At 65.0% G+C, this 12,810-nt stretch carries 11 protein-coding genes; 6 read left to right on the forward strand and 5 right to left on the reverse strand.

The window, feature by feature from the left end; all coding sequences use genetic code 11:
• Positions 1 to 32: 32 nt before the first annotated feature.
• Complete coding sequence (locus BG83_RS0100995) at positions 33 to 605, forward strand: YdcF family protein (protein ID WP_024974966.1); 573 nt, start codon at positions 33 to 35, stop codon at positions 603 to 605.
• A gap of 10 nt (positions 606 to 615) precedes the next feature.
• Here BG83_RS0100995 and BG83_RS0101000 read toward each other — a convergent pair whose 3' ends face one another.
• From BG83_RS0101000 to BG83_RS0101015, 4 genes are all read right to left on the reverse strand, one after another.
• Entirely contained in the window at positions 616 to 993 is a 378-nt protein-coding gene (locus BG83_RS0101000) for a DUF4180 domain-containing protein (protein ID WP_024974967.1), read from the reverse strand.
• A gap of 7 nt (positions 994 to 1,000) precedes the next feature.
• Entirely contained in the window at positions 1,001 to 1,537 is a 537-nt protein-coding gene (gene lspA / locus BG83_RS0101005; protein ID WP_037031476.1) for a signal peptidase II, read from the reverse strand.
• On the reverse strand, positions 1,537 to 4,416 hold the full coding sequence (ileS, locus tag BG83_RS0101010; RefSeq protein ID WP_024974969.1) for an isoleucine--tRNA ligase: 2,880 nt from the start codon (positions 4,414 to 4,416) through the stop codon (positions 1,537 to 1,539). Before ileS ends, lspA begins: the two co-directional genes overlap by 1 nt.
• A 109-nt stretch (positions 4,417 to 4,525) precedes the next feature.
• Complete coding sequence (locus BG83_RS0101015; RefSeq protein WP_024974970.1) at positions 4,526 to 5,524, reverse strand: bifunctional riboflavin kinase/FAD synthetase; 999 nt, start codon at positions 5,522 to 5,524, stop codon at positions 4,526 to 4,528.
• Positions 5,525 to 5,743: 219 nt separating this feature from the next.
• Between BG83_RS0101015 and BG83_RS0101020 the strand changes: the two genes are divergently transcribed.
• Entirely contained in the window at positions 5,744 to 7,576 is a 1,833-nt protein-coding gene (locus BG83_RS0101020; RefSeq protein WP_024974971.1) for a hybrid sensor histidine kinase/response regulator, read from the forward strand.
• Between the two features lie 60 nt (positions 7,577 to 7,636).
• Here the strand turns inward: BG83_RS0101020 and BG83_RS0101025 are convergent, their stop codons facing one another.
• Positions 7,637 to 8,302: a response regulator transcription factor gene (locus tag BG83_RS0101025; RefSeq protein WP_024974972.1), complete on the reverse strand. Its 666-nt coding sequence runs from the start codon at positions 8,300 to 8,302 to the stop codon at positions 7,637 to 7,639.
• Positions 8,303 to 8,704: 402 nt separating this feature from the next.
• On the opposite strand from BG83_RS0101025, the gene purN reads away from it, so the two are divergent.
• The 4 genes from purN to BG83_RS0101045 are packed head-to-tail and all read left to right on the forward strand — an operon-like array spanning position 8,705 to position 12,714.
• On the forward strand, positions 8,705 to 9,355 hold the full coding sequence (gene purN, locus BG83_RS0101030) for a phosphoribosylglycinamide formyltransferase (protein ID WP_024974973.1): 651 nt from the start codon (positions 8,705 to 8,707) through the stop codon (positions 9,353 to 9,355).
• Positions 9,352 to 10,746 (forward strand): RsmB/NOP family class I SAM-dependent RNA methyltransferase, encoded by a 1,395-nt coding sequence (locus BG83_RS0101035; RefSeq protein ID WP_024974974.1) that lies wholly within the window; start codon positions 9,352 to 9,354, stop codon positions 10,744 to 10,746. Before purN ends, BG83_RS0101035 begins: the two co-directional genes overlap by 4 nt.
• The gene (locus BG83_RS0101040; protein WP_024974975.1) at positions 10,743 to 11,312 is read left to right on the forward strand and encodes a phospholipase D family protein; all 570 of its coding nucleotides are present in this window, start codon (positions 10,743 to 10,745) and stop codon (positions 11,310 to 11,312) included. Before BG83_RS0101035 ends, BG83_RS0101040 begins: the two co-directional genes overlap by 4 nt.
• Before the next feature lie 25 nt (positions 11,313 to 11,337).
• Positions 11,338 to 12,714 (forward strand): mechanosensitive ion channel family protein, encoded by a 1,377-nt coding sequence (locus BG83_RS0101045; RefSeq protein ID WP_024974976.1) that lies wholly within the window; start codon positions 11,338 to 11,340, stop codon positions 12,712 to 12,714.
• Positions 12,715 to 12,810 lie beyond the last annotated feature (96 nt).

Below are 12,810 nucleotides of genomic sequence, written 5' to 3' on the forward strand. Positions count from 1 at the left end.
ACCCGGTTTTTCCTCAAAAGCGCATTCTCGATATGGTTTTCGGTCGTTCAGCAGTTCGCAATGTCCTCGCCTGGATTGGCGGTTGCGCCATCGTTGCGGCGGTGATCGGCGCTGTGCTCGTGTGCGGGGCCAAGGCATGGCTGCGTGACGAGCCGAAGCTGGCGCACGCAGACGTGATCGTTGTACTGGGTGGCGAATCGGGCCAACGCGTGATCGGCGCCGCGGAGCTGTACCACGCAGGCGTGGCACCCCACGTGTTCGTCAGCGGCCAGGGCGATTGCCTTCTCATCGAGCGCCGCCTTGTGATGGCCGGCGTGCCGGCAGAGCGCATCGGCCACGAATGTGTGTCCGGCAGCACGATGGAAAATGCGCGGATGACGCGCGAGACGCTAACGGGCCAGCAGGTGCAAAGGGCAATGCTGGTCACGAGCTGGTATCACACGGGCCGGGCGCTGGCGGTGTTCCGCAAGGTGTGGCCGGAAGTCACATGGGGCGCGCAGGGCGTATTCCCGGGCGACACGCTGGCCAAGTCGGTGCCAGTGTACGAATCCGGGTCGATTCTTGCGGAGTACGTCAAACGGGCGTGGTACGCCGTGCGCTACTGACGCTGAGGGATCATTCAGCCGGCATGGGCCGCGCATTGGCGGCCAGGTCGGCGAGCGAGGGCACGAAGCGGATCGTGTCGCGCTGGTTCGATTCACGAACCCAGTCGCGTAGCGCGCTGCTGGCGTACAAATGCGCAGAGATGTCACCCACCACGGCAAGCTTCAGGCGGTAGTTGGTGATCTTTTGAGCGATGCCGCCAGCCAGGCCCGTGCGCAGCGCAAAGAACGCGGCATCAAGGCGGCTGACGGGCACGGCAACCATCGACGCACCATGCCCCAGCGCCTCGCCGATCAGGTGGTCCAGCGCATCCTGTTCGCTGGCGATGGGCGGGCCGGCCTCGTCGAGGCACAGCACCGCTTCACCATTCCACTGCCGGAGTTCTGGCACCGCAGCGTCAGCGACGCACGCGGCGCAGTTCGTCGACGATCAGCAGCACTGCACCGATGGTGATGCCGCAATCGGCCACGTTGAAGGCCGGCCAGTGGTAGTTGTGCAGGTAGAAGTCGAGGAAGTCCACCACATGACCGTAGATGACGCGGTCGATCACGTTGCCCAGCGCGCCACCCAGAATGAGCGCCAGCGCAAAGCAGAACAGCTTTTGCCCGCTGTGCCGCTTGAGCAGCCACACGATGAACAGCGCCGCCGCCACGCCCAGGCCCGTGAAGAACCAGCGCTGCCAGCCGCCGGCCGCGGCCAGGAACGAAAACGCCGCGCCCTTGTTATAGGCCAGCACGAGGTTGAAGAACCCGGTGACCGGGCGCGACTCGCCGTAGGTAAAGGTCTTGAGGATGGCGACCTTGGTCAACTGGTCCAGCAGGATCCAGATGACGGCCAGGCCGAGCCAGGGGCCCACGCCATGACCGCCGCCGCTCTTCTTCAACCCGATCGATTTGCTCTTACCGCCGTTACGGGCCGCCCGAGTTGTCGCCATTACGCAGCGCTCCGTTGTTCGCCGGCACCGAACAGGTTGTCCGTGCAACGCTTGCAGAGGGTCGGGTGGGCCGCGTCGTGGCCGACATCGGCGCGGTAGTGCCAGCAGCGCTCGCACTTGGCGTGCGTGGACGGCACCACGGTGATGAGCAGATCGCCGCCTTCCGGCGCACGCTCCAACTTGGCCGCAGATGTGATCAGCACGAAGCGCAGGTCGTCGCCGAGGCTGGCCAGCGCGTCATGCACCGACTCACCTGCCGACACCGTCACTTCCGCCTGCAGCGACGAGCCGATCTTGCCGTCGATGCGCAGCGCTTCCAGCTGCTTGGTCACTTCGCCGCGCACGTTGCGGATGGCTGCCCACTTCTCCAGCAGCGCGCTGGCGCCTTGCGGCACCGGGGCGTTGTAGTACGTGCTGGTGAAGATGGTGTCGGTGTGCTGCGTGCCGTGCGCAAATACCTGCCACGCCTCTTCGGCCGTGAACGACAGGAACGGCGCCATCCAGTGCAGCATTGCCTGGGTGATGTGGTACAGCGCGTTCTGTGCCGAGCGGCGCGCCACGGAATCGGGCGCCGTCGTGTACAGGCGGTCCTTCAGCACATCGAGGTAGAAGCCGCCCAGGTCTTCCGAGCAGAACGTCTGCAGCTTGGCGACCACCGGGTGGAATTCGTACACGTCGTAGTGCGACAGCACTTCTTTCTGCAGCGCATCCGTCAGCGCCACGGCGTAGCGGTCGATCTCGAGCCATTGCTCGGTCGGCAGCGCGTGCTTGGCATGGTCGTAGTCCGTCAGGTTGGCGAGCAGGAAGCGCAGCGTGTTGCGGATGCGGCGATAGCCTTCCACCACGCGCTTCAGGATTTCATCCGAGATGGCCAGTTCGCCCGAATAGTCGGTCGAGGCCACCCACAGGCGGATGATCTCGGCGCCCATCTTGTTGGCGATTTCCTGCGGCGCGATCGTGTTACCGATCGACTTGGACATCTTGCGGCCTTCGCCGTCCACCGTGAAGCCGTGCGTGAGCAGGCCCTTGTACGGTGGCTTGCCGTACAGCATCGAAGCCGTCAGCAGCGACGAGTGGAACCAGCCGCGGTGCTGGTCGGAACCTTCCAGATACAGATCAGCCAGGCGACCGTCCGGCAGATCGGCCGAAGCGTCGTACAGATCCGCGGCGTGCGAGCCGCGGATGACGTGCCAGTGCGTGGTGCCCGAGTCGAACCACACGTCGAGCGTGTCGCGGTTCTTTTCGTACATGTCGGCTTCATCGCCGAGCAGCTCGCGCGGGTCGAGCGTCTGCCAGGCTTCGATGCCGCTCTTCTCGATGCGCTGGGCCACTTGCTCCAGCAGCTCAGGCGTGCGCGGGTGCAGCGCGCCGGTTTCCTTGTGCACGAAGAAGGCCATCGGCACACCCCATTGGCGCTGGCGCGAGAGCGTCCAGTCGGGGCGGTTGGCGATCATGTTGTGCAGGCGCTGCTTGCCCCACGACGGGTAGAACGCCGTCGCGTCGATGCCCGCGAGCGCGGTCTCGCGCAGCGTGGCGTTGCCGTCGTTGGGCTGCACGTCCATCCCCGCGAACCACTGCGACGTGGCGCGATAGATGATCGGCGTCTTGTGGCGCCAGCAGTGCATGTAGCTGTGCGGGTGCTTGTGCGCGTCGAACAGGTTGCCGGACTCGCGCAGCACCTCGACAATCTTCGGATTGGCGTCCCAGATCATCTGGCCGCCAAACAGCGGCAGCGTCGATGCATACACGCCGTTGCCCATCACCGGGTTGATGATCTCCGAGTCGGGCATGCCGTGCGACTTGCACGACTGGAAGTCTTCCACGCCATACGCAGGCGCGGAGTGGACGATGCCGGTACCGGTGTCGATGGTCACGTAGTCGCCCAGGTAGACGGGTGAGGTGCGGTCGTAGCCCGCGTCCATCTTGGCGAGCGGGTGGTGGAAGCGCGCGCCCGAGAGCGCCGCGCCTTCGCATGTGGCCAGCACGGTGCCTTCAAGCTTCCAGCTTTGCAGGCAAGCCTCGACGCGCTCCTTGGCAACGATCAGCAGCCCACGCGGCGTGTCGACCAGCGCGTATTCGATTTCCGGGTGCAGGTTCAGCGCCTGGTTGGACGGGATCGTCCACGGCGTGGTGGTCCAGATCACGATCCAGCCCGGCTTGGCCTTGAGCACGTCAACACCCACGTGGAAGGCACTGGCCAGTGCGTCGATATTGGCAAACGGGAAGCCGACATCGATCGACAGGTCGGTACGGTCCGCGTATTCGACTTCGGCTTCAGCCAATGCCGAGCCGCAGTCGAAGCACCAGTTGACGGGCTTCAGGCCGCGGAAGACGTAGCCCTTCTCCAGGATCTTGCCCAGCGCCCGCACTTCATCCGCTTCGTTGCGGAAGTTCATCGTCAGGTACGGATCGGCCCAGTCGCCCAGTACGCCCAGGCGCTCGAAGTCTGCCTTCTGGCGCGCAATCTGGCCGGTGGCGTATGCACGCGCCTTCTCTTGCACTTCCTGGACGGGCAGGCCCTTGCCGAACTGCTTTTCGATCTGGATCTCGATCGGCATGCCGTGGCAATCCCAGCCCGGCACATAGACAGCGTCCAGGCCGGTGAGGCCGCGCGACTTGATCACCATGTCCTTGAGGACTTTGTTGACCGCGTGGCCGATGTGCAGATCACCGTTGGCATACGGCGGGCCGTCATGCAGGATGAACTTCTTCGCGCCCTTGCGCGCGGCGCGGATCTTCTTGTAGAGCTGCTTGTCCTGCCATTGCTTCACCCACTGCGGCTCGCGCTTGGGCAGGTCGCCGCGCATGGGGAACGGGGTGTCCAGCAGGTTGACCGGGTACTTGCTCTTCTCCGGCGTGGGCTTCTTGGAATCGGACATGGTGTGATGTGGGGCAGATTCGGGCAGATCGGATCGGTGCAGGCGCGGCTGACAGTGCAGGGCGCGCGTGCGCAGCGTGTGGCTTCTGGGCGGCGAACGGGTCGGCCGCCTACTGAATTCGGTCGGTGGCGGAGGTGGCGAAGTCGCGCCGAAGCGTTGGCGACTCGCCGGCTGGCGGAATCGGCAGGCCGAAGAACTGCCGCGCGTGTACGCAGTCCTGCGCGATCGCGTCCTTGAGGGCATCGAGCGAATCGTAACGGGCCTCGTCGCGGAGCTTTTTCATGAATTCCACGCGCACCAGCTTGCCGTAGACGCTGGCGTGATAATCAAAGATATGCACTTCAAGCAGCACGCGGCCTGAGTCGTCCACGGTCGGCCGCACACCAATGCTGGCGACGGCCGGCAGCGGTTTTTCGGCCAGCCCGTGCACCTGCACGACAAAGATGCCGGCCACTGCCGGCTTGCGATGCGAGATGCGCAAATTCAGCGTCGGGAAGCCCAGCGAGCGGCCGAGCTTTTGCCCGTGCACCACGTGTCCGCTGATGGCATAACCGTGCCCGAGCAGGCGGCGGGCGTGTTCCAGGTCACCGGCGGCCAGCGCCTCGCGCACGGCCGAGCTGGAAATGCGCACGCCGGACTCCGACACCGAGCCCATCTGCTCGACTTCGAAGCCAAACTGGGCACCGGCGGCCTGCAGATAGTTGAAATCGCCCGCCCGCTTGGCGCCGAAGCGGAAGTCATCGCCCACCAGCAGCCAGCGCGTGTGCAGGCCATCGACCAGAACATTGCGCACGAACTCGTCCGGCGTCTGCCCAGCGAAGTGCGCGTTGAAATGCTCCACGACCACGCGGTCGACGCCTTGGCGGCGCAAGCTTTCCAGCTTGTCGCGCAGCAGCGCAATGCGGGTGGGCGCGCGGTCCGGCATGAAGAATTCGCGCGGATGCGGCTCGAATGTCATCACCGTAAGCGGCAATCCGCGTGCGTCGGCCGCCGCGCGTGCGCGGGCCAGCAAAGACTGGTGCCCGCGGTGCACGCCGTCGAAGTTGCCGATGGTCAACGCGCAGGGCGCGCGACTTTCGGCATTGGGCAAGCCGCGAAAGACTTTCACGAGAAGCGTCGGTGGTCGAGGAAAGGAGAAGTGCGTTTTCGTGCCGGATTGGCGTGACAGCCGCCAAAATCCAGCAAAACGCACATTATATAAGGGATTGCCCCATCCCCGGCGCGCACGCGGATGGGTGTCGGGGTGTTGCACAATCGTCCGAACGGTGCGCCCGCGCGGCGCATGCTTGCGGCACAATCCGGTATCCAGTTTCTTTCCCACATCCCCTTGAACGCTTCGTTGCGCCTTTTTTTTGCCAAGTTCGGGCTTGCCAGCCGTGCGCCGCTTGAACTGGACGCCCGAGCGAAGCTGCTCGCCGCCGTGCATCGCGGGGCTCCCATGGGGATTGCGGCCTCGGTCGTGCTGCCCGCCTTGACGGTAGCGGCGTTCTGGGACGCCTCCAACCGCCCGGTGCTGCTGGGCTGGTGCCTGATCATGCTGTGCCTGACGGCGTCAGGTCTGCGCTTCTATTTTGGCTATCGCTACGACCTAAGCCGCATGACGCTGGCCGCGCACACCCGCAAGTGGTGGACGGGCATGCACGTCATGTCAGCGGTGGGCGGGGTGGCGTGGGGCTGTTCGGCGGGGCTGTATCTGATGTCGCCGTCGCTCGAGTTCAGCAGCCTGCTGATGATCGTGATCATCGGTGTGGCGGCGGCGGCGGTGTTGTCGCAGGCGCCGGTGCCGTCCAGCCTGCTGATCCTCGGGACGGGCATCCTGGCGCCGCACTTTGTGCTGGCCGAGCAGGCGTTTCCGGGGCACGGGCTGTATTTGCGGGGCGTGCTGCTGTTCTTTGCGGCGCTGCTGACGCGGCATGCCGTGAATATCCACAACACGCTGGTGCGCGAAATCCAGCTTGAGAACGAGAGCCGCCAGCTCGCGCGCCGCTATCAGGATGAGAAGCAGCGCGCGTTGTCGGCATCGGAAGAAAAATCGCGCTTCCTGGCTGCAGCCAGCCACGACTTGCGTCAGCCGGTGCATGCGATCGTGCTCCTGGTGGAGGCGCTGCGGGCGCGCAACCAGTCGGAATCCTTGGCGCCGCTGGTGGAGCAACTGGCCTCGGGCGCCGCGACCATCGATCTGCTGTTCCGTTCGCTGCTGGACCTGTCCAAGCTGGAGAGCCGTAAGACCTCGCCGACGCTGGAGCCGGTGGATCTGGGCGAGGTCATCACCGAAGTGGTCCAGCAGTTCATGCCGGATGCGCGCGCCAAGGGTCTGGCGCTCACGGCGCGCATTCCGCCGCTGCCGGTGTTCGGGATGGCCGAGCCGGTGTTGCTGCGCCGGGCGCTGTTCAATCTGCTGCAGAACGCGTTGCGCTACACCGAGCGCGGCGGCGTGATGGTGGCACTGCGCGTGCGCCAGAAGCATCTGCGGATCGAGGTCTGGGATACGGGCATCGGCGTAGCGCCAGAGCACCAGAAAGACATCTTCTCGACGTACTACCAAGTCGAAAACCCCGAGCGCGATCCGAGCCAAGGTTTGGGTTTGGGCCTGTCGATCTACAAGGAATGTGTGCGTCTGTTGCGCGGGACGTTTGGCGTGCGCTCGGTGCCGGGGCGCGGCTCGATGTTCTGGATGGCGCTTCGGCCGGTGCCCGCCGAGATCAAGGCGCCGCTGGCCACACAGCCGCGCGCCGAGCAAAAGCGTGCAGTGCTCGACCAGCCGCGATTCTCCGGCGTAGTGCTGGTCGTGGACGACGACCAGCAAATCCGGAAGGCGTGGCACGCGCTGCTCGAAGCGTGGGGCGTGGAAGTCCACAGCGCCGCCGATGGCCGTTCCGCAGAGCAACTGCTCGCGCGCGGTATCCGTCCGCAGATCATCTTCTGCGACCTGCGCCTGCCCGGCGAGGAAGACGGCCTGCAACTGCTCGAACGCTGGCAGGTCAGCCACCCCGATGCCCACGCCGTGCTGCTGACTGGCGATCGCAACTCCGCCGCCCTGGCGCGCGCCGAAGAGGCAGGCTATCTGCTGCTGGCCAAACCGATGGACCCGAACATGCTGCGCGTGCTACTCAAGCGCTGGCTGCGCGGCCGCTCAGCCGAGCCGCAGGTCGCTTACTGACGGTAATGTGAAACGGCGCCGTCGATGGCGCCGCCGGAATGATCAGATCAGGTGCGCAGATCAGGCCGCGCCCGTCAGGCGAAAGCGTTCCATGCGCGAGATGATCTGGATGCGCGTGCGCACGCCCAGCCGCTGGAGAATCGCCGAGACGTGTTCTTTGACGGTGTTTTCCGTCAGGCCCAACTGGCGTGCGATTGACTTGTTGGGCAGGCCTTCGAGCAGCAGCGCTAGCACCGAGCCCTGACGCGGCGTCAACCCCAGTTCCGCCGGCGTGATGGGGATGCCATGCGAGGCGCCACCTTTGCCGTTGATGCCCCCCATATCGTCTTCCGACGGGAACGACGCATCGCCGCCAAAAATACCGGCCACTGCCTTGGAGAATGCATGGGCATCGGCGTGCTTGCCGATGAAGCCGATGGCGCCCAGCGCTTGGGCCTTGGCGACGATTTCCGGCGTGTTTTCCGCCGACATGAAGGCAAAGCGCGCTTCCGGCAGCTTGCCGCGCAGTTCGCGCATGGCGTCGAAACCCGTGCAATCAGACAGCCACACATCCAGCAGCACGACGTCCGGTCGGACGCCTTCTTCAATCAGCGCCAGCGCTTGGCGCCGGCCAATAGCCGCGTGCACCTGAACTTCAGGCAAGGCGTGCGCAAGAAACGTGGTCGTGCCAGATAAGGCGAGAGGGTGGTCGTCGACCACCAGCAGGCTACGCAGCGAGCTCGTCATTCTTATTCCCCGGTGAGGGCAATGCCCTCTTGTTGTTGTACGCGTGTCGACCCGGCGCGGGCGATGGCCGACAAGCCGGGTGTCTCACCCTGTGCCGATCGACCGTCACGGTATTGCCCGCACGCTGTTGCAGCGCAGGATGAACAGGCGTTTGATACGCGTCGGATCACCGCTGGCAGCCCACCCGACCCCTCGGGAGCGCGGACAATTATGGTGCTGAGATTATCAGAGCGCGCCAAAGCGCGCCAACGGTTGCCCCTTCCTTTTGCTGGCGCGACAGGGTTTTTGTCGGCACGCGTCGGCAAAATGCCACGGTGGCTGCAAAAGCGCCCGCGGCATGGCTGCGCAGGCGTCACACCCGATTTTCTCGGGGAACTCCGGCGCACTTGATAAAATGCCGCGATGAAAAACATCGTCATTCTCATTTCCGGACGCGGTTCCAATATGGAAGCCATTGTCCGCGCCTGTCAGGCCGAAGGTTGGTCGGGACGCATTGCCGCCGTCATTTCTAATCGGCCCGATGCGGCAGGACTTAAATTTGCCGCGTCGCACGGCATTGCCACCGCGGTGGTCGACCACAAGGCGTTCCCCGATCGCGACAGCTTCGACGCCGCCCTGGCGCAGGTGATCGACGGCTTTTCGCCGGATTTGGTGGTGCTGGCCGGCTTCATGCGCATCCTTACGCCGGGCTTTGTAAAGCGCTACGCCGGGCGCATGCTGAACATTCATCCGTCGCTGCTGCCGTGCTTCCCCGGCTTGCACACGCACGAGGCCGCGTTGGCCATGGGCGTGAAGGTGCATGGCGCGACGGTGCATTTCGTCACGGCCGACCTGGACCACGGCCCGATCGTGCTGCAGGCCATCATCGACGTGCGTCAGGACGACACGCCCGACTCGCTGGCCGGGCGGCTGCTGGCGCAAGAACACACGATCTATCCGCGTGCCGTACGCTGGTTCGTGGAAGGGCGGTTGTCGATCGAAGACGGTGTTGTGCGCGTTTCTCCGGATGAATCGCAGCTTGTCATTGGCATCAACGCCCGGGAGGCAGCATGAGTCAGGATCGTCAGCGTTCGCGCGGCAATGGAAATGGTGGGACGGGCAACAAGCGTGCCGGTTCCGGTGGCGGCGGCTGGTATCGGGCGCCGCAGGGCAAGCCCGCGCCCCGTAGCGCCCCGCGTCCCCGCACGGGCGTGCATGGCAGCCATCTGGAACACCTGGATAAGGTGCTGGCGCGCCTGCTGCACTTTGCGGCGCCGGCCGACATGGTGGTCAGCCAGTACTTCCGCGAGCACCACGAACTTGGCCACCGCGAGCGCGGCATCATCGCTGAGGCAGCCTTTGCCGTGCTGCGCCGCAAGGTGGAGTTCGGTCAGTTTGCCGAGAGCGGCACTGGCCCGGCGCGTCGTCGCCTTGTGCTGCTTGGCTTGTTGCAGACCGCCGGGCGTGAGGCCATTGCCCCGTTCCTGAACCCGGCCGAAGCCGAATGGCTGGATCGCTGGGAAAACCGCGACCGTGCCGCGCTGGCAGCCCGCGTGCGTGCCAATCTGCCCGACTGGCTGTTCGACGCACTGGTTGCGCAGCACGGTGCGGATTTCACCGAAGCGCTGGCGCAAGCGTGGCTGACGCCCGCGCCGCTGGACTTGCGGGTGAACACGCTCAAGGGCGAGCGCGAAGCCGTGCTTGCAACACTGGCCGAAGCCGGTATTGAAGGTGCTGCGGCGCCGCTGTCGCCGGTGGGCATTCGCCTGGCGGGTAAGCCGGCGTTGAACAAGCTCGATATCTTCACCAACGGCACGGTCGAGGTTCAGGACGAGGGCAGTCAACTGCTCTGCCAATTGCTGGCACCCAAGCGCGGCGAGATGGTGGTCGATTTCTGTGCTGGCGCCGGTGGCAAGACTCTGGCGATCGGCGCGGCGATGCGCTCGACCGGGCGCCTGTATGCCTTCGATGTATCGGAAAAGCGCTTGTCGAACCTGGGCCCGCGCCTGGCGCGCAGCGGCCTGTCGAACGTGCATCCGGGCCGGATCGACAGCGAGCACGATGCCAAGGTCAAGCGGCTGGCGGGCAAGATCGATCGCGTGTTGGTCGACGCGCCGTGCAGCGGTCTGGGTACGTTACGCCGCAATCCGGACCTGAAGTGGCGCCAGTCCGCGCAGGCCGTGGAAGAAATGTCGGCCAAGCAGTTGTCGATCCTGACATCGGCGGCGCGGCTGCTGAAACCGGGCGGCCGCCTCGTTTACGCGACCTGCAGTGTGCTGGCGCGCGAGAACCAGCAGGTGGTCGAGCAGTTCCTGGCCGCGCATGAAGATTTCGTGCTCGTGCCCGCTGGTGAGGTGCTGGCCGCGCAGAAGATCGCCCTGGAAATGGGGCCCTACCTGGAGCTGTATCCGCACTCGCATCAGACCGACGGCTTCTTCGCGGCTGTGCTGGAGCGCCGCGCATGATGCTGCGCCGCTTGGGTTGGCTGCTGGCCGCATGGCTGGTGTTTGCTGAAGGCGGCGTGGCGCTGGCCCGCAGCACACCGCCGGTGCAGCCGGCCAAGGGTACGGTGCAGGCTGCGTTCACGCCCGACGATGACATCGAAGGGTTGTTGGCCGATGCCATCGACCAGGCGCGCGAGCAGGTGCTGGTGCAGGCGTATCTGCTGTCGAACAAGGCGATTACGCGTGCGTTGCTGGCGGCGCATCAGCGCGGCGTGGATGTGCGCGTGCTGGCCGATCGCGAGCAGATGACGCGCTCCGGCGGCAGCCGCGTGCCCGAGGTGGCCAATGCGGGCATCCCCGTCTGGCTAGAGGTGCGCTACAAGAACGCGCACAACAAGGTCATCGTGATCGACCCGCGCGGCGCGCATCCGGTGCTGGTCACCGGTAGCTTCAACTTCACGCAGACCGCGCAGCGCGGCAATGCCGAGAACGTCCTGATCGTGCGCGGCGACGCCGATCTCGCCCAACGCTATGCCGCCAATTGGCAGAAGCATGTGGGCGATGCGTTGCCCTATCGGACCCAATAATGGGTCGCAATAACCGGTCACGCCAATGAACGGATTGCCGCTGAACCTGAACCACTTCGCGCTGGGCCACATGATCGACGACATCGTCTCCGATCTGGGTGGTCCGCGCTTTATCTGGCAACTGGGCGTGCTGGTGCTGGTGCTCGTTGCCGCGTGGCTGATTGCGCGGCCGATTGCGCGGCGCTTGCATACGGCCCATGTGAACGACACGTTCGCCCTGCGTTTTGCCTGGTCGAGCCTGGAGCGGGCGATGTTCCCGCTGATCGGCTGGCTGCTGGTGGTGGGCGCGCGCTATGCGCTGATCGGAACCATGCCGATCAGCGTGTTCCGCCTGGCTGCCGTGCCGCTGTTCGGCCTGACGATTCTCTATCTCGGCTTCTACGTGCTGCGCCGCGTGCTGTCGGCCAATGGTGAGTTGCACGGCATGCTCGTCGTCGCCGAGCGCGTGCTGACCACGCTGATGTGGATCGGCATGGTGCTCTACGTGCTGGGCGTGCTGGGCGATGTGGTGGATTACCTCGACGGCATTCGCTTTGCGCTGGGCGGCAAGCAGAAGGTGAGCCTCGCCGCCATGCTGATGGGCGTGGTGTGGATTCTTGTCACCGTGCTGGTGGCGATGTGGTTCGGCTCGTGGCTGGACAGCCGCATTACGCGCGCTTCTGCCATCGACGCCAACCTGAAGGTGGTGCTGTCGCGTGTGACCAAGGCGGTGCTGTTGCTGGTGTCGTTGCTGCTGAGCCTGTCGCTCGTGGGCATCGACCTGACGGTGCTGTCGGTGTTTGGCGGCGCGCTGGGTGTGGGCCTGGGCTTCGGTTTGCAGAAGATCGCCAGCAATTACGTCTCGGGCTTCATCATCCTGCTCGAGCGCTCGCTCAAGCTCGGCGATCAGATTACGGTCAGCACATACACCGGCATCGTCACGCAGATCCGCACGCGCTACACCGTGGTGCGCAACGGCGATGGCGATACGCTGGTTCCGAACGAACTGATGGTCGCGCAAGCCGTGCAGAACCACAATGAGCGCGGCACCGTGCGCGTGGCAGTGCGCGTGCAGGCGTCGTATGCCGCCGATCCTGAAGCGGTGCTGTCGCTGCTGCTGCAATGCCCCGAGGGCATCTCACGCATTCTGCCCGAGCCGGCGCCCGCCGCCTTCATGGCCCTGTTTGCAGACAGCGGCATCGAGTACGAACTTGGCGTGTGGATCGCGGATCCGCACAACGGCAAGCTGGGCGTCCAGTCCGATCTGAATCGCGCTATCTATCGCCGTTTCAAAGAGGCGGGCATCGACATTCCGTATCCGCAACGGGAAGTGCGTGTGCTCGGGCCGCTGGGGCCGCAGCAGGGCGCTTCAAGCACTTCGGGTGATGCAGCAGCCTCATCCAGCGCATCCGTGCCGACCTAACACATCTGTAGGCGGAACGGTGCCCACTTGTCTGAGGTCAAATCAGCGGGTTTCCCCCATGGAATGGAGGGGGTATTCGGTTAAAATGTTAAATGC

This window comes from Ralstonia pickettii, from assembly GCF_000607165.1.
Lineage (GTDB): Bacteria > Pseudomonadota > Gammaproteobacteria > Burkholderiales > Burkholderiaceae > Ralstonia > Ralstonia holmesii.

Coding starts and splice junctions, on each gene's coding strand:
- BG83_RS0100995 (WP_024974966.1), top strand. CDS start 33: ATGGTTTTCGGTCGTTCAGCAGTTCGCAATGTCCTCGCCTGGATTGGC.
- lspA (WP_037031476.1), bottom strand. CDS start 1,537: ATGGCGACAACTCGGGCGGCCCGTAACGGCGGTAAGAGCAAATCGATC.
- ileS (WP_024974969.1), bottom strand. CDS start 4,416: ATGTCCGATTCCAAGAAGCCCACGCCGGAGAAGAGCAAGTACCCGGTC.
- BG83_RS0101025 (WP_024974972.1), bottom strand. CDS start 8,302: ATGACGAGCTCGCTGCGTAGCCTGCTGGTGGTCGACGACCACCCTCTC.
- purN (WP_024974973.1), top strand. CDS start 8,705: ATGAAAAACATCGTCATTCTCATTTCCGGACGCGGTTCCAATATGGAA.
- BG83_RS0101035 (WP_024974974.1), top strand. CDS start 9,352: ATGAGTCAGGATCGTCAGCGTTCGCGCGGCAATGGAAATGGTGGGACG.
- BG83_RS0101040 (WP_024974975.1), top strand. CDS start 10,743: ATGATGCTGCGCCGCTTGGGTTGGCTGCTGGCCGCATGGCTGGTGTTT.
- BG83_RS0101045 (WP_024974976.1), top strand. CDS start 11,338: ATGAACGGATTGCCGCTGAACCTGAACCACTTCGCGCTGGGCCACATG.